The sequence below is a fragment of the Nocardia flavorosea NBRC 108225 genome (assembly GCF_001613385.1).
Lineage (GTDB): Bacteria > Actinomycetota > Actinomycetes > Mycobacteriales > Mycobacteriaceae > Nocardia > Nocardia flavorosea.
In genome coordinates this window covers 239,889-263,910 of the sequence record NZ_BDCG01000002.1, presented here as the reverse complement: position 1 = coordinate 263,910, position 24,022 = coordinate 239,889, and the positions used below count along the sequence as shown (strand labels likewise).

General features: G+C 63.9%; 1 protein-coding gene (running past one end of the window). It reads left to right on the top strand.

The window, feature by feature from the left end:
• Window positions 1–24,022: the 3' portion of a WXG100-like domain-containing protein gene (locus NFL01S_RS01410; RefSeq protein WP_062970639.1), read on the top strand. The gene continues 18,887 nt to the left of window position 1, outside the view; only the last 24,022 of its 42,909 coding nucleotides appear in the window; its start codon lies beyond the left edge, outside the window; it ends in the stop codon at window positions 24,020–24,022.

Sequence of the window (24,022 nt, the reverse complement as noted above, 5' to 3'; positions counted from 1 at the left end):
CCGAATCGTCGAGCTGGTGGAAGTATGGACAGAAGTTTCCGGAGCATCGGTGACCATTGTCGATTCAGTCGGCTGCCTCCAGATTTCGGTAGACTATCGCAACGATAACTGGTCGGTCGAGATATCGGGCGCCCCGGGCGGTCGCCGTTGGCGGATGTTCACCGAAATCTGTCGCGACACCCTTTGGCTATATCTCGGAGGTCCGAGATCGGCAGATGTACTGATCGGGCAGGAATGGCCCGTTGAATCGGCCGGTGCCGTCCGGCGTTGGCTGGCCGACGCAGCGATACTAGGGCAATTGTGTGATGGTGGCTTGCTCGAGATCGATCTCCGTGGTGAAGCGGGACAACGAAAACTGCACACCAGGGTCGCCGATCCCACGGGCGATATCACCGCAGAAGCGGAGTTCGATGAACCCTCAGACGGTTTTCGGCCCGGTCTTTTCATTCCTGAGAAGGCCGAACCTGCAGACGTAGTGGAACCGGAGAGTGTCCAGCCGCCGGTAGCAGAAACCTCGGTGCCAGAGATATCGGAAAACCTGCACAGTGTCATGCACGGCGAGCTCGCCGATATCGGCGAGAAACTGAGACAAGCGACCGGTCACCTCGAAAACCTCGACAGCCTGCCGGAGCCAGCCGGACCGACTTGCACCACGATAATAGATGCGGTTGCCGCGGCACTGACCTTCCTCCGTGTGCGTGGTGTAGCAGGCGATCCATACATCGGCTCCTGCATCGAGCGGCTCCTCGAGGCAACTACCCGCGTCGCGGGCCTGGCTGGTGCGACCCGCCTCGCGCGAATAGGCGAGGTCGAACGACATCACGGCGCAGTAGTCGCTGCGCAGAAGGAAGCAGTACGCGGGGGACATGTCACCTCTGACGGCACCATCCTGGTGCGGACCCGGAAGGCCGCTGTCGGATCGGCAGCCGGTTCGCTGTCGAGCGAGCTCGCCGGTTGGGCAGGGCTCGGCGCCGCGGAGCATGAGATGGTGCCGAACGCCGTGACATGCGGTCTGGTAATGCGTGGCGGGGAGGCCGTGATCGCCCGGGGCGGTGTCGACGACGTGCATATCGCGATGTTGGATCCGGATACCGGATCGGCATGGTTGCGTCGGCGGACTCCGGGGACCTCAAACCGATCGCCGGCATGGCGAATGCGTGATGATGCGGAGCTCCTGCTCGAATGGACCTTGCGGCAGGTCGATGACGATCCCGTCGGGCTCTCCGATCGGCTTCTACGCGGTGCCGCATTGATGGGTCTCGAACCCGAGCGTATCGATGCGATCTGCGCGGATACTGTTCGGGAACTCATGAGCAGCCGAGCGGTCGGTAACTGGCCGGTCTCGCTGAAGGTGCAGCTGACTCCGGACGATGTCACGATTGAGATTCGAACAGAAAAACTTGAGCCTCGCACCCGGGAGTATCCTCGCCACGGAGCGATATCGGGGCCGGCGCTGGGGTTGGATGGCAGCGCCGGGTTCACACTGGGCGCGTTGCGGACAGGGTTCGCGCCGGAGCGTACGGGTGTCGACCATGTGGTGCAGGCCGTTCCCGGGGCCGAGACAGACGCCGCGGACTCCTATCTCAGTCGTGCGATGAATGGTCGGCATTTCCGGACCGGTTCGAAAATTACCCAGAAAACAGTCGGTGAGAGGTTGGGTGCGGACGGTGCTGCGACGTTGACCGTCGCGTTCGCCGAAGAGCACGATCCAGGCGACGCTGATGGCTTCATCGGGTTGTTGAGTAACGATGTGGATTTCATCGCCGCCCTTGTCCAGGCGGAAGGCGGCGGACCGTCCGAGGTGGCTGCTGTGCGAGCTCGGTTCGCAAATGGGGAGAACGTCTGGATGTTCGACCCACTGCAGCGTCGCTGCCGGGTATGGGATAGCACAATGGTGCCGAGGCAGAATGGCCGGACAGGTGTCGTTGCCTACGGTAAGGACGCGCAGGCCGTCGACTTCCCCGGCGCGGCCCAAGTGATGATCTTGACGTCCCGTCATGGGCCGGAAGCCGCGAACGATGGGTCGTCAGAATCCCGACTTCGGCGTGTTGGCGCTGACACTTCCTCAGGATCCGAAGGCGGGGATCTCAATGGCGATACCCGGACGCCTGTGCCGTGGTTCGAGTTCGAGGATTCCAAGCCAAATGTGTCCGGGCTGATTGCCGAAGCCGGGCAACGCGACGAATCCGCGGCCCGAACCGAGGCGGAAGAACGGGAAGGATTCGGAGACGATTCGGGCGCTGAGGCGGACTATGTGGAATTGTTCACGGGTCCGCAAGCTTTGCCGACGCCGATCGAGCGTGGGACGGTTCGGTTGTCCGGTGACTTCCGACTGGAAGACAGTTCATCCGACGGTTACACCGAATGGAACGAGATAATTCCGACGAGCATCGAGGAGCTGCTGGGTGCGCTGCAGTCCAATCGCGGGTTCGGGCCGGTCGCCGAAAACCTGACGTACTTGGTGAGAAACTGTCTGGCCATCGGGATGACATCTATTGCAATTGCGCAGTATGGTCAGCGGCTGGAGATTACCGCCGAGCACCGTTCGGAGAGTCTGTCGTTCACGGTTACTCCGGCGTCCGACGACGACGGGCACGGTCACAACTGGACCGGGCGTATCGAGATCACCCGCAATGTTCGATTGCTCAGCGCAGGTGGCCCCTCGTTTGTGCAGAACCTGATTCGTGCGCGGTGGGAAGAGGCGGCTGACGCGCCGGTGCGTTGGCTGGCGGACGCGGTGGTGTTCGCCGGAATCACCGAAGCGGGGATGCAGGCGGGTGGTTACTACCGCACTTTCGGTATCGAGCTGAACGGACGGGACGGGGAGCAGCGGCTGTCGGTCTGGATCGGTGACGGGGCGGGTGAGCGAATCACCGGCGCCGAGTTCACCCAAACCGGTGTTCACGGCCGGGGGTCTGTCGAGGGATCGGAAGCCGGGCAGGAAGATTCCAGCCCCCGCGGCGAGGAAGATGGTGGTACGGAGCCGGAACCGGGTAGTGATTCCGCTGCGCCACTGACAGCGGTTTCGGAAGCCTTGAGCTCGGTCCTGACCTCTGGCGCCGATGGCGTCGAGGGGCGACTCGTGGCGGCGATCGCGGCGGTTGAAGATTCGGACCAGGCCGACGGACCGTTCGATGCCGAAGTTGAGCTGTTCGCCACCGTCCTCGCTTATCTCCGATTCTCGGGCGTGGCCGGCAGAACCGACGTGGCGGGCTTGGCAGACCTGCTAGGTGTCAAGCTGGGCACGCGGTTATCCGATTCGGAGGAGGCTGTCGCCAGGGTCGACGCCATTGTGCAGCAGCATCATGCGATCCAGCAGGCCCGCCGTCGCCCCGACCGGTCGCTCCCGGACGAGGTGGGAGCTGTTTCGGTCACCGCGATCGGACCGCGGCCTGCCAATACCGTCATCGATCAGCTCAGGACCGACTTCCACGACTCTGGGGCCCTTGCCTGGGTCGTGCACGCCTATGACGACAACCCGCTGGGAGTCTCCGACACTCTGCTTCGTGACGTCGTTCTGACTGGTATGTCACCAGATCGGGCGAACGCTGTACGCGGCGACCTCGCGCTGGAGTTGCGGAACCGGCGGGCCATGGGCCACTGGCCGGCTCGGGTCAACGCCACGCGCACCCAGGAGGGTGTCGTGTTCACGGTGCAGTCGGATGGCGGTGTCGATCGCACCTTCAGCTACCTCACCGACGGAGTGCGGGGACGGGTCGCCGGGTTGGATGACTGTGCCGGGTTCTCCGTGGGGGCCGTCGGGACAGGCTTCTCGTCTTCGAGGACGGGAAGAGATTCTCCGGTACGGCCGGTGCAGGTGGGCGGCAAGGACGAACTTGGTGTGGAACGGCCCGGCTCCTTCGGCGGCTACATCAAACGCGCGATGAAGGGCGCGAACTTCAAGACCGGTGAGGGACTAACCCGGACATCGATCTACGAACGTCTCGGCGCGCAAGACGCGGAAACGATGACGGTCGTGGTCGCCGAGGAACGCCCCGGCACGGGCGACGTGGATGGCCACATGGTTTTGCTCAGCAACGATGTGGACTTCGTCGTGGCCCTTGTCGAGGCCGAAGGCGGCGGACCGGCTGAAGCAGCGGCGGTGCGGGCCCGGTTCGCGCTCGGCGAGAACGTGTGGATGTACGACCCCGACCAGCGGCGGGTACGGGTGTGGGATCCCGAAGACGTCCCGAACGGTATCGACCGCACCAGCGTGGTGGCCTACGACAAGGATGGTCGTCTCATCGATTACGAGGGCGCGGACCACGAGGTCGAACTACGCAGCCGGTTCGGGCGGGATCGAGACAGTGCTGAGAGTGGGCGCAGCCTGAACCACACCAGGCACGGTTCGGGTCTGACACGGCGTCGCGCGAACAAGCATCTGGGTATCGCCACTGGAACGGTGGCGCTCTGTATCGCCTATGGAGCGTTCACAGCGATTGTGGACACCGTGGTCCCCGACGAAGGCCCGCCCCGACCACCTCCGTCCGGGCTCGGGGACAGAGTGAACGAGCTGCTCGCGGCCGCGCCATCGCTGGGTAGGAAGCTGGAGAAGCTCGCCACCGAGCAGGTCTGGATCCTGCGGACGGCACCTGGACCTGGCAGCTTCGTCGACTTCGAACACCGTGAGATCGTCCTCGACGAAGCGCTCGAGCATAATCCGGACGAGGCGCTGTTCGTACTGTCGGTGCTGGTGGGTATCGCCACCTACGGTCCCGAAGCCGCGCGCGATCTCCCGTCACAGGTCGAGCCGATCGACGCGTTCCGAGTTCTGCGTGCGCGATGCGCGATCGATGCGGAAGGCCTGCTGGTTCACGCGCAAGCACGGCAGGAGATTCTCGACAATATCGGTGCGGATATCGGCAGTTTCGTGGCCGCATACTACGGTGCCGAGGACTTCGGTGAACACGATATATTCGCGGGCGCCCAGCGCGACGCGCAAGCGCAGTCGAAGAATGTGGTCACCTGGGGCGATGCTGAGCGAAACCATCTCGTTGACCTGATGCTGGATCCGGAATCGGGGTATTTGCAGTACCTGGAATCGCTCGAGGATGCACCCTCCCAGGACGTGTACTGGCTGTTGCCCAACGGCGACCGGGTCGGTGGGGGGTATCTGCGGCCCACGGCAGATGTTGACGGCATCGATAGTTCCGCGGACGCCCTCGTCCCCGGCCTTGCAGCCTGGTTGGCAAGGAGGTCGGGAGACTCCGGTTCGGATGATTCTGCTGTGAACGCGGAGGGTGACCCCAAGGCAGGGGAGTCGGTCGGTGAAGACCGTGATCCGGGGGAGGCTATCTCGACCGGACCTGGTAGCGCGGCGGGACCGACGAGGAAACGCGTTCTCGGAATGATGGGCGGCGCCGGTGTCGGCGCACTGGTGGGTGCTTTCGGTTTCGATGGTATCGCGAATTTCGTTGCCGATGAGCGGCGGACGGTGTGGACCGGGCTCGGCCCCGAGGTCGACGCCCTGGTGAGAAAGTCTCCTTACCTTCGCCAGCTACTGTGGCGGGCACAGGAGCTGGGCTGGACTATCGCATTCGGGGAGCCCGACAACGAATCGACTGCAGCGTTCGGACCAAAAGTTATCGACCTCACCGGCAAGCTTCATGGCGATCTGTATCAGACCGTGGCCGTTCTGGCGCATGAACTGAACCATGCGGTCACGATCACCGACAGTGATGAGCAGGTGGAGCCGCCGGTCGACGGTGACCGCAAGAGCGACTGGGTTCTGCGGCAGCTCCGCCGGCATTTCGTAGTAGAGGCGCGAGCCGGTTTGGCTGCCGCCCACGTTCGACGCGAGATCCTGCAGGCCACCGATGGAAAGACGGATATCGGATTCGGTGGTCACACCTCCGGCGTGGAGGACATCGTCCAGACGATGTACGAGGCGGCTGTCGCCGGTGAGCTGACGGATGGCGAGGCGTGTTCGGCGATTGCCGAGGAGATGCTTCGGCAACCCGAGAACTACTACTACTACACGAAGTACGAACCCCACTACCGGGAGCTGTGGCATCAGTTCGTGGGCGGTGTGGACACCGGCCTCGGTGACGAAGTCGATGCGCTGGTGCTGCACACACCGTCACTGGCCGAGGCGATCAAAGCGCTGAAATCCGATGGTTGGCAGATCGGTTACCGTGAAGGCTTCATGCGTTCGGCCGGTCTGGCGAATTTCGGCGTTCCCGCAATAGAAATCGATGCGGACCTTGATGACAATCCGAATGCGGTGGTATCCGTTCTGGCGATGAAGGTCATGGAGGCACAGCAAGGTGTGCCCGATCCGATTTCATTCGATCCTTCCACCTCCAGCGCTGACTCCGACGAGGTGCTCCTGCGGGCCCGGATCGAACCGATCGCACAACGCGTGGTATTCCTGGGCATCGTCCGATCGGAAATGGGCGTCGCCGGTCACGATATCGGCGGCCATCTCACCGAACTGTACCCTGCGGCGGACAATGAATACGGCGAGCTCGAGATCGGCCACCAAATACGAAACGGGGATCTCGACAAAGCGGAGGGTGTCACCCTCGTGACGGACGCCCTCCTGGCCGACGCCGGAGCATTCGTCGATGTTCCGGACAGTCCCGCGGACGATATCGGGTCGACCTCCAGCGGAGCACCGGAATCCGATACGGAGTCCGGCAACTTCGGCGCCGACTACCTCGCCCCCGCGGCGGCGGCCATGTTGCCGCCGATTGGCGGGGGGACACATCGGGCCGAAGACAGCATCTTGTCGCATATGCGGGCCTCTCCACCGGAGGTCGAGGCTGCTGCAGCCATCGTGCAAGGCATCAATTACCTGGATCTCGACTATCTCGAATATCGGATTCGAGAAAGTGGACTGGACACCACATGGAGGGAGGTCTGCGCCGCTGCCGGAATCACGCTGGCTGATCTGATCGAGAGAAGTGCCGCGCCAGGTTCATCGGAGCGGGATGTCACCGCTGATTGGGATGATCCGAAGCTCGCCATGGAACGCGGAATCGTGCCCTCTGATCTGACGGAACTGCCCCTACCCCCACAGGATCGCGAAAATTCCGAAACCCATGAAAGGATCGTGCATGCGATCGCTGATGCCCGTGATCGCTATCTGGAGCTCCTGACCTTCCAGCAGATGCTGCACGGCGAGATCGCCAGTGCACTTGACCTCAGGGATCGACCTGTAGGCATTTTTCTCCGGGACTCACGTGGCGGTTCATTGACCGACGGTGTGAACTCGCTGGTCTCGGCAGCCGAAGTGGCCCTTGATTCCAGCAGCACGGAGTACCTCGCGCTGTTGAGCCTGGTGCAGAATGAGCGGAGCCAGGCGATGGACATCGAACACTGGAATCAGCGGATAGCGCATCTGATCGAGCTTGCTCAGCGTGTTAGCTCGGTGGAGCCGGAGTCCGGAACGATTGAGCCGGACGATCTTTCCAAGCTTTGGGACGCTGAGGTCAAGAAGGACCAAGCCGCATCCGAAGTCCGTGCCGCACTCGGTGGTCTGGGGTTGTGGGTGCCGTTCCAACGGTGGCAACCGGACCGGGTCGAAGAGACCATCAGGGAACTTCAGGCAGAACTGATCCGCTCGTCCGGCTCACTGACACTGGATCAGCAGACTGGACTGGAAGAGCTGTTCGAGAAGGCTGGACAGTACCGTTTGGCCGCTATGGTTGCCGACCTGCATGCGCAACCTCTGCGAATCGAGGACAGATTGATTCCGTCCGATGCGGAGATGACGGATTTCCTCGCATCTTCTCTGCCTCACATCGAGGCCGCAGGTGGTCGTTCGCTCGAGTCGGTCGATATCGCCGAGAACGACGACCACGAGAGAGTTTTCGCCGGCCTCCGGGAGCTGGGCGGAGTCGACGACGATGTGGCAGACCTGGTGTCCGGACTGCTCTGGCTCGGCGAGCCGGGTACAGCCGGCACCGTGACGGCAAGTATTGCCGAGTCCGGGGAAGTCATCGTCAACGTTTCTGATCTCGTCGGCGCCAGTGTACGGATCCGTGTTTCGCCGGAATCCGTGGAGGTGGTGTGGACCGCTGTCCCCGGCGCGTCGGACCAGAAGGCACGAATCACGAATTGGCTGGGAACTCGGCTTCGTGACGAGCTGGTGCGGAATGCCGTAACCTTGCGGGCGGAAGGCATGTTGAATGGTTACGGCACCGAACACGCGATGTTACGGGTGCTACTGCCGGGAAGTACGACACTACCGGTCGAATTGAAACACGCCTGTTTCGGAGCGACCTCGGAATCAGCGTTCCAGCCCTCACCGATCGGGCAGCCGGTCGCGCCGTCGGAGCGCCGCCGTGATCGGGTGGACGTCGAGATACCAGCCGATGCCACCACTGATGCCGTGCTCGCACAGTTCACGGAGATCACCGAAGCGCACCGCTTCCCACACGCGATGAAGCTCATTGGGTTGTTGAAGCTGGCAGCGCAGGACGGTAGCCGTGTATCGCTGCAGGCAACGTGCCGCCCGGGTGTTGCGGCGTCCCTCGCGATCACCGTCCGTCATGAAGACTATGTGTTGTCGATTGATATCGACGAACTGATCGGTGATGGACTCACCGTCACCCTCCAACACCTGACAAACCAGCCGACCGGGTTGAGCGCCGACGCCGCAGTGCGGATCATCGCCGACGGTATGGACGACGGTGTCGTGGATTCAGCGGTTACCGAAGCTGAGCGATTGGCTGAAGCCGGGGCTGTCACCGTGGGGCTCCTACAACTCGACGGCGATACCGAACTGCGTGTCGATCCTGGTCGAACGAACGATACGGACAGCGCGGCGGTGCCGGTCGATCAGGATTCGACACAGGAAACCGATAGTGCAGGTACGGAATCGCACAGCCGAACCTTCGACGCCGGTGACGACCCCGATGCCGCCCGACTCGAGGTTGCTACCTGCACCGATCTCGTCCCCGACTGTTCCGGCGACCCCACACTCATCGCCGTCGATGCTGCTGTCCGGAGACTGCTGGTCGACGGACCGGCTACAGTCGAACTCACCGGTGATCCGGGCACGCGGCGCCTGGTCTGCGTCGGTGGCGGCGATCGCTTCGAGATCCGCGAAACCGACACCGGCTGGGTCGGTCCGCTGCAGCAGCTTGTGTCATGGAGCCGATTCGAGCAGCATTGGATGACCAACGGGACAGATCCGGAACCACGGGATGTGCGTGCCACCACCTATGCCGCGGCCAAGGCGTGGGACCGGGCCGGTTGGCAGGATCGCGAATGGCTGGCCATCGATCCGGAAACCGGTGCCGCACGAGGTCCGTCCTGGGCTGATGTCCATCAGATCAACTGGGCCACACTTCAGGCGAGGACCGAAGACGGCTCTTCGGACGAGGTAGCAGCAGAGCCGGACGCTTGGACTCTTGTCGACGAGTTGACGGACCTGTACACAACGGCGCTGCCTGCTTGGCAGGAGGCTGTGGCGCGGACGCTGAAGTTGAGTCCTCCCGAGTTGCGCATCCTGCATGTGGATCAGGATCAGGATCGGGCCTTGTTTGCTTTGGGGCAGGAGACCGCCGATCGGATGATCGTTCTTACCGGTGATGGTGGGCTCGAACAGAACGTCGATCTGTGTAATCGAGCTCTCGATACGTACCGAATGATCGCCGCCGCTGACCCGGATAAATCGGTAACGGTTGTGGTGGGAGTCGGGTATGGAAAGCACCCGCCGAACGGATCGATGTTGAACAGCTTGCTCGCCTCACTCGCCGGTGGAGCGGAATGCCGAGCGGGGCGGCCACCGGAGATGCATGTCGTCGGCTATGGTCGGGGAGCCGGCAGCGTGGCGGTGGCCGCCAACCGGGAAGATATGCCGGACGAGGTCCGCACCATCCGGTACATCGACCCGCATCTCGCGAGCAGCGATCCGTGGTATGAACCTTCCGACGGTCAGGCAAGCGACGGGGACGACAGAGCCTTCTCGGTCGGCTACTCGGACCAGGGTATTACCCCGGAAACACCAGGGTTCGCCGTCGACATTCCCGTCGTCAACGATGCGCGATTTGCCTCGAACATTACTGGTGCACAGCCTGTCGACGGCACCGGCGAGGAATCGAGCGGAGACAACGAGCAACCCGGTGACCGGTGGCCGGGCTTCGGTATTCCGCCGGACTATCCCCAAGCCCCCGGAACACCCGATGAACAGGTGGCCGCTGCCGCGACAGCGTCGCTCGGCTCGGTGAGCGGTTCGACCGGTGCCGGGTTCGACAGGACACGATCGGGTTTCACCAGCGACGACGATTTCGTCGCGGCGACAACGGCTGCCGTCGCCGATCCCGAGACCAAGGCGCTGGTCGATTCGATGGTGTGGCAAACGCTGCTGCGCAGCATGGCGAAGGGGAACGTAAAGGTCCAGATCACACCCTCGGATGATCAGCTGACGGTGTCGGTCTTCGACAATTCCGAGCAACCGTGGCTGACGCTGACCGTCGATGAGGGCAACATGACTCTCACCGCAGAGGTGGAAACCGCGGACGGCGATCAGTTGATCGGTGCTGCCGAGATCGTCGGGTCTGCTGTCGAAAAGTCTATGCCTGGTCGCGGCAGACAGGTGTGCCGAACCGTCGAAACCCATGTGGACCACGTCGGTGTCGGGGCAGTGCAGGTGGTGATGGAGATCACCGGCTCCACCGAGAACCAGGAGATAGCCGTTCGGCTGGCAACGACAACTGTTCAGCGAGGAAGAACAGAGATTACCGAATTCGGCCCGATCGGTAAGGGATGGCAGATCGGGTCGCGGTGGATCAGTGGGGACCGTATACCGCCACCGAGCACGGCATCCGACCAGTTCACGCCGGGGTCTCGGCGGTCCAAGAGTCCCGACCAGATAATCGTGTGGAGCGCTGACCTCGTTGCGGCGACGAGAGATAGGCTGCAGGTCCTGCTCGGCAGGTATGAGGATGTTCGGGCGACCCTGATACACCTGATCCAGGGCGCCCTCGAATCCGCCGGGGGCGGCCGGGTCGGTCTGGATGGCGAGGTCGGCGTGCATCCGTGGCTGACGTTGTCACTGGATGATCGCGACACGCCCTGGCTCGAGGTGACAGTCGCCGGGAACGTTCCGGCCCACCGCACAGTAACCGTGACGTTGCGACCGGACATGCCCGCTGAGGTAGTGGTGAACCCGGTTCAGGCATTGCTGAGATCGCTCGGTGAGCGGTGGGGACTCGACGCGGCCCGCGTGGCGCAGGTGAGTGCACAGCTCGGCGAATACCACGCGGCGGGGTGTTCGGTGCGTGTCACGGTGACCGCCGATGGTGACGTTTCGGTCAGCCCAGGCCTTGGGGAACAACCAGATTCGTCGGACAGCGCAGACGCCGCGCTGGACCCACCGGGTGAAGGCGCACCAGCGAGTGCTATGGGTGAGGCGAGACCTCAGGACTCGGGAGCTCAGCCTCTGGATGAAGCGGTGCCGTATCACCGGGCCGGGGGCACAAGGCCGACGGCTGATCTACTGGACACGCTCGCGAGACAGGCCTTGCCGCCCGGGACCGAACCGGCCACGACCAAGGCCGCCGGCCGGTGGGTCGGCCGGATACTCGAATCCTTCGATGTCTTTACCAGTCTGGATCTGGCGATCTCGACCACCGACACGGCGCACGGTTCCACACTTGTAGTACACGTTGATGAGCGCGTTCCTCCAGGCGAAGAGCCCGTGGCGCAGCAGCGAGTGACACGGCTGGGGGCGGAAGCGACCGAGACCGAGGATGGTCTGCGTTATACCTTTCAGGTTGCGCTGTCCGAAGTCATCGAGGTGGTCGACCAGCCACGTGCCAGACGATTGGGTGACTTCTCCGGCCCCGAGCCTCCCCAGCGTAGCCACGATGGTAGTGGTCATCGTCCCCCGGGGACGACGGCGAACCGGCCGAGCGGGTCCGCGGACCGTGCAACCGCATTCGATGCGTCTGCCGGCTTCCGGGCGCGGCTGCTGTCCGCCTTGTCACCGCTGGAAACGGGACTGCTTCGCCATGCGGGGCTGGTACGTGAGCTGACCGAAACGAGTGTCGAAGATCTGCTCGCGGTGGCTGGGAGTGTGCTGCGAGAACCGGGGCTGGTCGCCGCGGATTGGCAGCCGGTTGCCGATATTATGGCCGATCACGGCATGGTGGTCGAGCGGTGCCGGTCGCGACTGGAAACGGCGCTCGGGCTGCTGCCGGAGTATTCGGCGGGAATGGCTGGGCTCCAGGAGGAGTCTTCACCGCAGACGAAGCTCGCCGAGCTGGTGAACAGCACGCGCGAGCTCGTGGCCGGCGACGCGTCGTTCGGCGAACTCCTGCAGGCGGCACGTGAGCTCCTGATCGAGGACCGGCGCCGCAGAACTGCGTTCGCCGATGAAAACCGGCGGAAGGCGGCCGAGAACCAGCCCGAACGCGAACCGGCAGCCGAAGAGTTCTTGCCGGATTGGGCGCGGCGGTGGATCATCGATGCCGTCGCCTCCTACGATGGCTCGCTCGACGGGACACAAGCCCCGCCCGAGTCCGGTGAGCGGCCTCTGCCGGTGGCCGGCGCGTACCCGGGCCGCCGGTACCGCCCGGTGGCCGCCGTGACCGGGAGCGTGGCGGCGGGTTTCGACACGGGCCGCGAGGACTGTCTGCGGAACGGGGTGATGTCGGCCAAGTACATCGGCGCCATCACCGGCGACGGGCCGGCACCCCTGCCCGGTAAGAAGAAGGCGCCGACCCCCCGGGACGCCGAGATCGCACTCGACGGACGGCACCATCCCGGCGGTTTCGGTTCCCTCACGGACCCAGCGGCTTCCGACGATCCGTATCAAGCCATCAAAGACGCATACCGGGAGATGGCGGACTGGCTGCTGTACGGGGATCCGCCGGACAGGTCCGCCGACCCGGCAGTCCGTGACGGTGCCTGGCTGATGGCGTTCGAGCAGGACCCGTCGCGAATGGGTCGCGACGAGATCGGTGCGCATGCGGTGATCCTCCGCAACGAGGGTGGTCGCGTTATGGTGTACGAAACCGATAGCGCCCCGAATTTCGGCACACCGATCCCGTTCGAGAAATGGTCGCCACGCGCGAATATTCTGCCGTGGATTCCGGCGATCACTTTCCACGGTCCCGGCCGGCCGGAGATTCCACGGCAGGGCGGGTTGTTCGGTCGGTTCCTTCCCGCATTGGGTAGCCGGGGTAAGGACTACTCGTTCTCCCGGATCGGTTCACCCGCGACCGGTGCGGCACCCGCCGTGCACAACGTCCACCTGGATACCACCAGTACCGCAGAGGACCTGCCGGATGGGACGGCGGCGTTCGTCGGTGACGGTGCGGCCGACGCGGATCCTGGTACCGGGATGAACCGCCGGGGAATCCTGTTGGGTGCCGCGGGAGCCTTCGCGGTGACCGTCGGCGCTGTGGGGTCGAATTCCGAAAGCCCGGAAGAGGAGTCGCCGTCGGTGGACCCGGCTCCGGTGGATGGTCCGGTGACCACCGGTTTCGGTCCCGATATCGATCGGTTCGTCAATCAGTCGGCCCTGCTCACCGATGTGTGTAAGACACTGCTGCGGAGCAACTGGCGGTTCGCCCTCGGGCAGGGAAGGTCCGGGATCACGATCAATGAGCATCCCGTGCCTTCCGTTCTCGTGGTCGACGATCAGTTGCTGGGCGATCATGCGGCTTTCCTGCGGAAGCTGGGTGAACAGCTGGCCACCGCCCTGACCGAACTTCGCACACCCCGGCGACAGGACATCACGCCGCCGGTCGACGGCATGAGCCTCGAAACCTGGTTGACACTGGAACTCGAGCACCGCTGGCGTCCGTGGGCCGCGTCGGTGGCCATGAACGCGGTGAGCCGCCAGCAGATCTGGGTGAGTTCCGGCACGGATATCGGCTCCTACACCGAATCGGTCTACGCCGTCGAGAACGCGTTCGGCGCGGACAATACGGCCGCCGCTCTCGACCCCGCCACGACCGTCGGCGACGAAGCGTTCGAAGTATTCTGCGATGAGGTGTTGGACGCGATGATCGCGCAACGCCACGATGTCGAACTGCTGCGTGAGTCCATCGATGATGTCGAACAGTATTGGAGCAGAACCGAATCGGGTGACGGACGGCGGCCAGGTGGCAAGAATATGCCCTCGACAGGCGAGGGATTACGGGCCGGACAGCCCGGTACGAACAGCGTCGTAGAAACCGGCGCTGCGGCTGCCGTAGGGGGGGCCGGAGGTCGACGGCGCGAAACGGGAGGTTCGGACTCGTCCGAATCCGGCGATCGAGGTGCACCACGTGACGAAGCAGTCGGCGGCGCCGGTCGGAGCGTGCGCCACCCCAGGGATGCGCTGGGTTTCGGCGAGACATGGGCAGAGCCCCGGTCGGAAGAGTTCGACAGGCAGGTCGGCGCGGTGGGCAGTGTTCCGGCATTGATCGCCGCTGTCCGCAGCGGTGCGACCTCGGTCGAGGTCCCGGTGGTATGCACGGCCGATGGCGTGCTGGTGGCCTACGAGGCGCCTGCGGATACCGCCGCCGAGGAGGTCGCCCGGTCCGTTTACCGGCATTCGTCGGTAGAGCTCGGTGTGCCCAGCCCGGTCCGTCCGGACTCGGAAACTCCTTACAACTCGGTCCCGGTCGGCGAATCCGATGCCCGAGTCACGGGTCTGGGACCGCTGATGAACTACCTCGGCGATCTCGACCTGCCGATCACCGTCACTCTACGATTGGACGCCGACTCCGAAGGCGACCAAGCCCGGTCCCTGGTGCCACAGACAGTGATCACTCTGAGCCAGACAGGCGTCGCCTGCCGTGTGGCGTCCAAGCGGTGGGATCTGCTCGCCGAGGCCGCGAGGTCGCTGCCGAATGTTCCGCGGGTAGCGATCGTTGACGGCTTCCCCGACAAGGGCAGCAAGTCGGCGAGTGCGCTTGGGGAGAAGTGGGCGAAGAAGATACGGCGCCAGGGGTTGCTCACGGCTGCGCGCGAGGTCGGCGTGGCGGAGTTGTCCCTGTCGGGGGATCTCATAGGTCCCGAGCTGATCTTCTCCGCACGGTCGGCCGGCGACGACTCCATGCGGGTGGTGGGCCGTATCGATGGCGACGCGCCGGCCATGCGCCGCCTACTGGCTTCGGCGGTCGATGGAATCGTGACAACCACGGCGAATTTGCTGTCCACGACGTTCGGCGAATCGGTCCGATCGCCAGAAGGCGTAGCACACATGTGGGTATTGAACCTGACAGGTGGCGAGCTCTTCCCTGTGCTGAGAGAGGGCGCGTCGGGAAGAGCTCGGCGATGGGCTGCGGATGGTTCCGAGGTTCTTTACCGATGGGATAGTGGCTGGGCGGTCGCCTACGCGATGCGGCTCGGGGCCGACAAAATCCTGCTGGACATTGCGGTGACCACTGATGGCGTGCCCATCGTCGTGCCAGGAAGTGATTCCACTCACGAGGAAGCACAGAAGCTCACTTATGCTGAGGCATGGGAGCAGGGATACAACTCCCTCGAGGAGGCGCTACGTCTCGTTGGCGCGCGGGATGTCGGCTGGGAGGTCTACTACCGGGGAACCTCGTCCCCATACGGAAGGGAAGTCGAGGTCAAATCGGATGCCGCCCGCCGTGGGGTGGCTTCGATCGTCACGCTGATGACACAGGCGGGCACGCAGTTTCGACTGGCAACCGACGCTACTTCGGTTGCGAAAGAGTCGGCGAAACTCGCGCCTCACGTGGATGTTCGACGGGGTAAGACCTCGGTTGACTGGAGTTGGGAGGAGGAGCGTCGACGCGCCCGGCAGGATCCGGGCGAACACCGGACAGGATCGCCACAACCAGGAAGTGTCACCGATATCAGTGAAACCACACCCGGTGTTGTCGATGCGCAGATTCGCTACGACAACGACTGCTGGTGGCAGGTTCTGCGGGAGTTCGTTGCCGACCAGACCATAATTGACCATTTGCCCGAATATTTCGAAGTGGGCTGCAGTGGCATCACTGCCCGCCGGTTCGAAGAATATGCTGGCCGGCGGCTGGAGGAGTTCCGCGATCTGGACGCGCTGAAACGCACACTCGAGAAACTCGGCGATGGCGCAAAGATCGCCGTCGTCGAGGAGTACGAGGATCTGGTCGATGCGCGCCACTGCGTGGGCGCGCATGCCTTAGGGATGAAGAACGTAGGCGGCCGAATCAAGGTATATGACACGAAAACGCTTACCTGGGTCGACTTCTCGGTGTGGGCGTCGCAGCACCGGTCGGCACAGGTGCGATCGATCCACGGCATGATCTTCGGACCGCCGGAGGTAGAACGGTCGACCGACGATTTCGTCTCCACCACCGACATGGCCGTGAAGATCGGATCCATTTCAGGCGAAGACGGTGCCTCCTCGACGCAACAATCAGACGGCAGCTCGGTGGAGCAATCCGAGATCCTCCGGTCCGTTGCCGAAGAGCGGTCTGGAGGCATAGTGGAAGCGGCCGTCGCGCCCGCGCCGTTGAATGAGTCGGACGAGAAGACCCTCCGCCCTGCGATTCACGCGGCGGCAGGACATGTGGACGGCGTGGGTGTGGACGAGCGGCGCGAAGCCCACGAGAACCGGCCGGCGGACGTTGTCCGCACGGTAGCCGCCGTGGGCGGGTCCGACGACAACTCGGGCCGCCGGGCGGACCTGGGCAGCACGCGCATCGGGCGGACAGCGGGCGCTGGACCTCGCTTCCGGGTGGGCGAGGCCGGGATACCAGAGCGATCGGTGCTCACAAAATGCACTGTGGTCGAGGCGACCGTACGAGCCGCTGAGGACGGCGAGGCGATCATCGTGGGCCGGGGCGTTCCCACATCGGTCGCTGTTTTGGCGGAGCTGGCCGCACGGACCGGCACGAAGGTCGTGATCAGGGTCGAACCGGACCCGGACGAGAGTCACGAAGAATCGCTACGACGTATGCGGGGCGCGGTGGCGGCAGCTGTCCTGGTGCTGGAACATCACGGCGTGGAGTACGGGCTGGCGAGCTCCTATTGGCCGTTGCTGGCTCAGGTGGACGATATCGCAGTGCGTGCCCGGGAACGTGTGGCTTGTTTCGAGCCGGGCGCAATGGGTTGGATGACGCGAAAACAATCGGTGGACCCGGCGAGTACGGCGTACAGCCTGCGGGCGACTGCCGTGCAGATCCCCGAATTGAGATATCTTGCCGAGGATGGCGCCCGGCAAGCAAGCGATACCGATCTCGTTCTGTGGCAGGTTCGGCAGGTTCCGGGGCTGAGACTGTATGTGGCCGCGAACGATACGCCCGCGGCCGATGTCGCGCGGGCGCTGGGAGCCGATGCGGTGTCCGTAGCCACCGTCGAGTCGATTTCGGCGGCGGATACGCGCAGGTCCGCTGATGCGGACGCCCCGGGCGCAATCGCGCTCACTGGCCCGAACCCCGGCGCGAGGCTCTCGGCCGAAGATCGGGCGGCGGGCCGGCTTGCGGAGTTCGAGGTGCAGTATCCGCTTCCTGTGGTCACCCCCGAAGGGGTGGATGCCGCCATTGCTGACGGTGCCAATGTGCTCGGCGTCGATATCTGGGTGGTCGAGGGAAGCGTGATGTGTTCCGGTCCCGGCACCGGCATCCTCCGAGCCGTCGATACCGTCGCGGAGGCACGTGAGCTCGGCGCCATGCCGTTGCTCGAGCTGGGGGAACGACTTCATGGGCGTGGTGTGGGCTTGAGCCTGGGCCTGGCGCTGGGACCGCGGCCGCGGCCGGATAAAGCGTTCATACGGGCCGTTCTGCTGCGTAGCGGCGCGGTGCTGTCGGGACTTGGCGTGGCGCACCGGTGGCAGGCGTCACCGATGACGGGCGCATTGGCTGTCACGGAGGTTCTGGCTGAGAGCGGTGTGCAGGTCGGGCGAGCGGCTCAGGTCCGCGAGGTGAGCTCGTTCGGCCGCATCGGCGATCGTGGCGTGACTCTGGCAATCGTCTCGGCCGAACACCTCGATGCGGCGACAGTCGGACGTTTCAGGAGGCAGGGTATACCGGTGCTGGCGTCCGATGTGTCCGGCGAGCAAGCTGCCTCCGATGTCCAGAAGTACGGTGCGGTGGGCATTGTCACCGGCTACCCCGATCGTTGCCGGGCGATCCTGAAGACACCATCGCCCGGAGAACCAGGCCCGGCGGATGGGGCGAACGATCTCGTATCCGTCGAGGCGGTGAGTAGTGAGCCAGGTTTGACGGCAATACAGTCGCTGCTGCGCCCGGATGTCTCGGCCATCGGCATACGGGTGAGTTGGTCCAAACCGGATCAGCAAGTAGTTGTTGTCCCGGAGGGCGAACCGAAGCCGGACGAGCCGGTTGCCAGGCAGTGGCATTCCGGGGTATTTCTCCTGCGTCAGCTCGTTATAGCCATCGAGACCGCCCGATGGGGAGGGCGTATCTCCCTGGAGCTGGAAACTCGGGGATTGACGGGGGCGGATTTCTCCGCGATGGTTCGGGAGCTCATCGGCTCCGCAGCACAAGTCGGTGTGGTTCTTCGCCTGGGCAGCAGCAAAACTTCCGAGCTCGCCGCAGCCCAGAAGATTATCGACGAGCTGGATGCCCAGGTCTCCACGGGCAGGCCCGAACTCGTCGCGGTTATCGAGAAGGGGAAGAAGCCGCGCCGGGCTATGCTCGAGATCGCGCAGATTGTCGCGGTCGATATCGGCGATATCTCCTGGGAGTTGCTGCTGCGCACCCTCGGGCATGGGCTGATTGTTCGTGGCGCCGACCGGAATGCGCAGATCATGCGAGCCGTCGCGCTCGGTGGGGAGATCAGCACACAGCGCCCGGACCTGGTCCCGAAACCGGATGCGCTGGTGCCGGAGAACCGGCCGGTCCTACCGATCACCGGATTGCACTACCGATGCGATTCTGGTGGCCGCGACGAGTTTGCCCGCGCACTGGCTTCGGGGGCCTCGATGATCCACGTAAATGTCCACCTGCTGGACGGGGTTCCGGTGCTGGGCAACCTCGTTCCGAATCAGGCGGCAATCGAGGATCGGTCGGTGTTGACCCTGACGGAGGCCATGTTCCTCGCCGAGAGCTGCGGCGCCGGACTGGCGATGTCGGTCGGGTTCAATGCCGAACGACGAACCGAAGAGACCATGGCTATCACGACGGTCGTCGTCGCTCAACGGAACAGGCGGCGATTCGGCCAGGAATCAGCTGTGCGCCATCAGATCTACAGCCGGAAGTCGGGCATCGCGATCGTGCTCGACGATCTGGTGGACGGAGAACGAATCACCGGAGTGGATCCGTTTTCCGGGTTGGAATTGGTCAGTGTCATCGACGAGCGGTTGTCAATGCGCGGGGCTCGGGGACGGAATGCGCACAAGGTACTGGTTACCGGTGAGTACCTGCAAGAGTTGCCGAAGGCGCTCCGGCATGTAGAGCCCGGCGAGCTGGTCCTTGTTGTGGAGGACCCCATCAGCCCGCGTCAGGCGCGAAACATGAGGGCCCGGTTTCCCGATACGGAGTTCGTTCTGGGCCGCTGGAGTCACCAAAAAGTCGACCTTTACAGCGCTGCGTTGGCGCAGGACACGTGGTTCGAACTCGACGACAAAGCGCCTGATCGGGGGTGGCAGCCGGCGCTGGAACAGTGGCTGGCTACCCAATTGGCAGTACGCGGATGGTCGACGGAGACCAGGCCTACCAAGGCGCTCATCGACGCAGTAGTACAGGCGTTACCGGATGCTGAGCCCGGTACGAAGGCAACTGGAATCGCCCTACTGGATACCGTGCCGTATCCGACTATCGCTTACTCAATCGAGCATCAGCGGGTCGGCCCGGTTCACGATTTGCCCACTCCACCGGCCGGACCAGGTCACCGGGTCGAGTGGGTCCGCGACGAAATCACACGGGCATGGCGAGTTACTCTTCGCGACGAATTCACCGATCCTGCCGCCGGTCGAGGAGTCGGTTCCAGACAACGGCCGGGTGACGAACCAGGTGTTGACAGTTCGGTGCCACTGCCCGGAGCGCCGCCGGACACAGAACCGTTACCCGAGGAGGCCGGTCCCCCAAAAGCTGAAGGGGGTGCAAGTATCACCGGCGACCCCGGATCGGGAGACGAAAGCGTCGAGGAACGCGGCCATACCACGCACCGTGACGCGGATAATCCGATGGACGCCGCGACCCCGGCGTCCGGCCGGACGCGTCGGCTGCCGGGCCGTGTTGTCGGTTCACATCAGGGAATGGGCCCGTGGCCCGGGCGGCGTGGCCCGTTACGGGGTCCCGACATCCCGGATATCCCGGGAAGCGCCGGCCGGATGCCGGCCGAGCAGGCCGCGCTGCGGGTGCTCGGGGCCCGCTTCGATGAACTATCGGTCCCCCTGCGTGACTCCCTGCGATGGATGCGTTCATTGCTCGCGGAACAACCGGCGGCGGAAGACGATGTCGTCGCTGCTGTGCGGCGCGCGTATCGGCAGAGTCCGCACGCGGTGCAACAGGTCTCACTGCTCATGGATGCGACCGAGCGGGCGGCCCTGCTGGAGTGGTTGGAAGGCGGGCAACCGCCGAGTTCCGGGCAGTGCATTGCCGCCGGTGCGCTTCTGAGCGCTGTGTCGCGGGACGTGGTGTCGATGAATCTCTTGCACCGCAATATCAGGCTCCAAGCTCATTTGCTCTTCGAGCTGGCACAGGGCGATTCCGGGGAACTGTTGCGGAGGGTGGCGGACGGATATCCTCGCGAATGGCGGGATACGATCGAGGAGAAGATTCTCGGAGCGCGAACCGCGTCGGCTGTCGAATCAGTAGTGTCGGACGCGGCGAATCGGTCGGCAAACAGTCCTTATAATGCGGCCACGGCATTGTTTATGGATATTGCCGGCGCGGCGATGCCGGCAGGCCCGGAGCTGTTGCCCGAATGGCAGTTCGTCGCCGACTCGGTCTTCCAGTGCAACGTGGCCTGGTGGCATTGCCTGGACCAGTTGTACGGCTCGGATTTCGAGGCGGCGGTTTTCCTCGACCATTTCCTGTGCCGTGGCAGATTTCCCAGGGAGATCGCCCGTGATCTCGGCCTGGACACGACATTGTCGCTGCAGGTGCAGCGGCGCGGGTTCCGTACGATGGCGGGCTTGCTGAGGTCATTCGATCCGCAGTCCGTGGTGGTGCCCGAGCTACCGGACCAGCCGTGGACCGACGATGAACTGGTAGTACACGGCAAAGGCATTCCGGTGTCGGTGGTGCGGGCCTGGATGCCGGCCGGCTTTCCGGCCGGCGACTACTGGGCGGTGCTGTTCGCGGGTGACGAAAAGCAGTATCTGTTCCGCTGCATGCACGATCCGCATGAGGTCTGGTTTGCGCTGCGCCAGGTTGCCTATTATCGGGGTGACGCCGCGCTCGGGCCGACACTGTCGCCGGTGACCACACCCTACTATCTGGAGCCGTTCGGCTGGGGTGTGCTGATGGAGTACCCGGACGATATCCATTATGTGTCCGCGCTCGGTGCTCCCGAAATTCCCGCGGCACCCGACGCTGCCCCAGCCCAGTTCCACGACCCGGAATTCCGGCAGACCCTGATGCGCAACGACTACATCTGGGGAACACGGAGCCGTGCATTTGCCCGTCGGCTGAATACATACGGTATCACCGCCGACCTGAAACCCTACCCGTTCGGCAATTGGCATACCGCACTACCGGCGGAATCGCCGGTCCGGGACGAGTTCGATCCGCGCTCCGATTTCGTGCTCAGCGGACTGGGACAGCCGCTGCTGCCCACAGTTCGGAAACCGCTGCGAGCACCGGATATCGAGCATCGGATCACGGATATCTGGCAGCGCACCACGATTCCCGGCCATGATATCGCCATCGGTTCGGGAGAAGGTGCGGGGATCCTTCAGCGTTTACGCGAACTGCGGGATGAGCGGAGAATCACCGGCAATGCGTGGCCGGAGGTGCTGGCCCTGCTTCCCTCAGGAGTCGATGTACCCGGCGGGCGAGATATAGGTGCTGTGGACCGCTTCCGGCTACTGGTGTCCGACCATCCCGCCCCACGCGGCGACCGCACCCCGCTGGGTACGGCTACCGCCGCGGAACTGGAGTGCTATCACGGGATCATCTGGGAGTACCAGTGGGAATTGCACCGGGCGGCCGACGAGATGGGGTTGGTTCTGGGAGTGCGTCCCGGCTCGGCCGCCGGGGGGTGGTGGCAGCGACATGCGGGCATCGAACCGAAACCGCGCGATATCAAGTGGAAGACATCGACATACGACGATGTCGCCGCCGCTGGATTCGAACCTGAACTGGTTGGTTTGCTGCAACTCCATGAGCCTGTCGACGGATCTTCCCTGGCATGGGATGTGGCGCGGCGTGAAGAATTGGCACGCCGGTTCTATCAGCGAAAACGGAATTGGGAGGAATTCCGTCGCACGGCTCCTAGCGGCGGCGCGTGGGCCCGAGGCCCCCTCGGCACTGTGCGGTACTCGGACAGCAGCTCGTACATCGGTGCCGATATCGATATGGCGGAGTTGCTCTACTTCCCCAGCCTCGACCTGGTCGATGATCCCGAGGAGTACGAAGACTTCCTCTTTCATCTCATTTTCGCCTACGGTTTGCCGGTGACACACGGTGCACACGGAAACTGGAACGCACGCGGGAGTAGGGCACAATCGGCCCAGGGTCAGCTTGTGCGCCGCCATGAAAAAGGCGGCGAGCCGATCGTCTGGTTCATTCCGGGTGTACCGCAGGCGGTGATCATCTACGGCCCCGGCCGCGCCGAGATCGTCGCAGCGGGAGAGTTGTCGAAGCGCTGGCGCGAGGCGGCGCGTGCGCTTCCTTCGCATCGCTGGCCTTGGTCGAACCGGCGGCCCTACGTTCACCCGAACGATGCCACGGAGGGGCTTCCGGAATTACTAGTGCGGTCCGGCAGGCTCGATGGATACCCATTCCGTATTCCGGACGCAGCACCACCGCTGCCGGAAGAATTCCGGCGGATATGGCAACGTTTCGGGCGGCAAGTATCGGATACTGTGGAGTTCTGTTGTTCTGATTCGATATCGTCGTTGTACGACGACTACACGTATGATCGGGTGGAACCCGCCACCAGGTGGAGGCTCATCCGCGAGATAGCCGATCGCGCGCAGCGGGAAATGGTCGCCATTCCAGAAGGTTTCGACCATGAACGATGGTTGTTCGACCTGTGCAATCAGCGGATCGAACGGTACTTCCGGTTCCGTCGCCAGCGTTTCGAGCTGCATATGGCTTACCTCGAGCATGGACAGGACGACCCGGGGAAGTTACTTCGCGAGCTTACCGAAGATGAGCTGCGGCAGTCGATATCGGCCGCACCCGATCCTTGCTGGGCGCGGCTGCTGCTCGATCTGCTCACCGAAACGCCTGCGGCACTTGCCCGGCGTGCCGATCAACTCGGGATCCCGGTGGCTCAGTTGGCGGAGGTGATGCACGAGTCGGTTCCCGCGCTGGTTCGGACGATCGAACAGCTCTCCACAGGGGGTGATCATGCGACCAGCACACACAGCGGAGGCCATATCGTCGCGGACGAGGATCTCGAGACGCCGATCGCCTTGTCGTTCGGACTGGACCCGGTAACCGGGACCCCGGAGAAAGCCGCGGCGCTCGGCGCCCCGGACCGATTGTGGGCCGCTGTCGAACACCAAATATTCGAATACGTGTTTACTTACCTCATCGATGTGGTGCCGGACGGTACAGAGCAGGAGGTGGCGCGGGCGCTGCTGGCCGACATCGAGAGCGCCGTGCACGAGTTCGGTGGGCAGAGCCCCACCCACGAACATCCCGATAGCTGGTTGAGCAGCCTCGTGCAAAACCGGCTCCACGACTTCCGTGAAGCCCGGCTGGCCCGGGAACGGCTCCTGGCCGCGGCGATGGGCGACGACGATTCCGCCACCGTCCGGGCGCTGCGGACCGTGCCGGAACACCAGTTGCGGGCAGCCATGGCCGGCTTCGCCACGGATCCTGTCCTACTGAGCTGGTTCCGGTTGCGCTACCGCTTCGGCCTCACCGCACACAATGCCGAGAAACTGATGGCGATAACCGCCGAGCGCGCCGAAGAACTCGAGTCGACCGCGCTTCCGGCATTTCTCGGAAGTCTGGCCGGGTGGGGGGCCGCGGGTTGA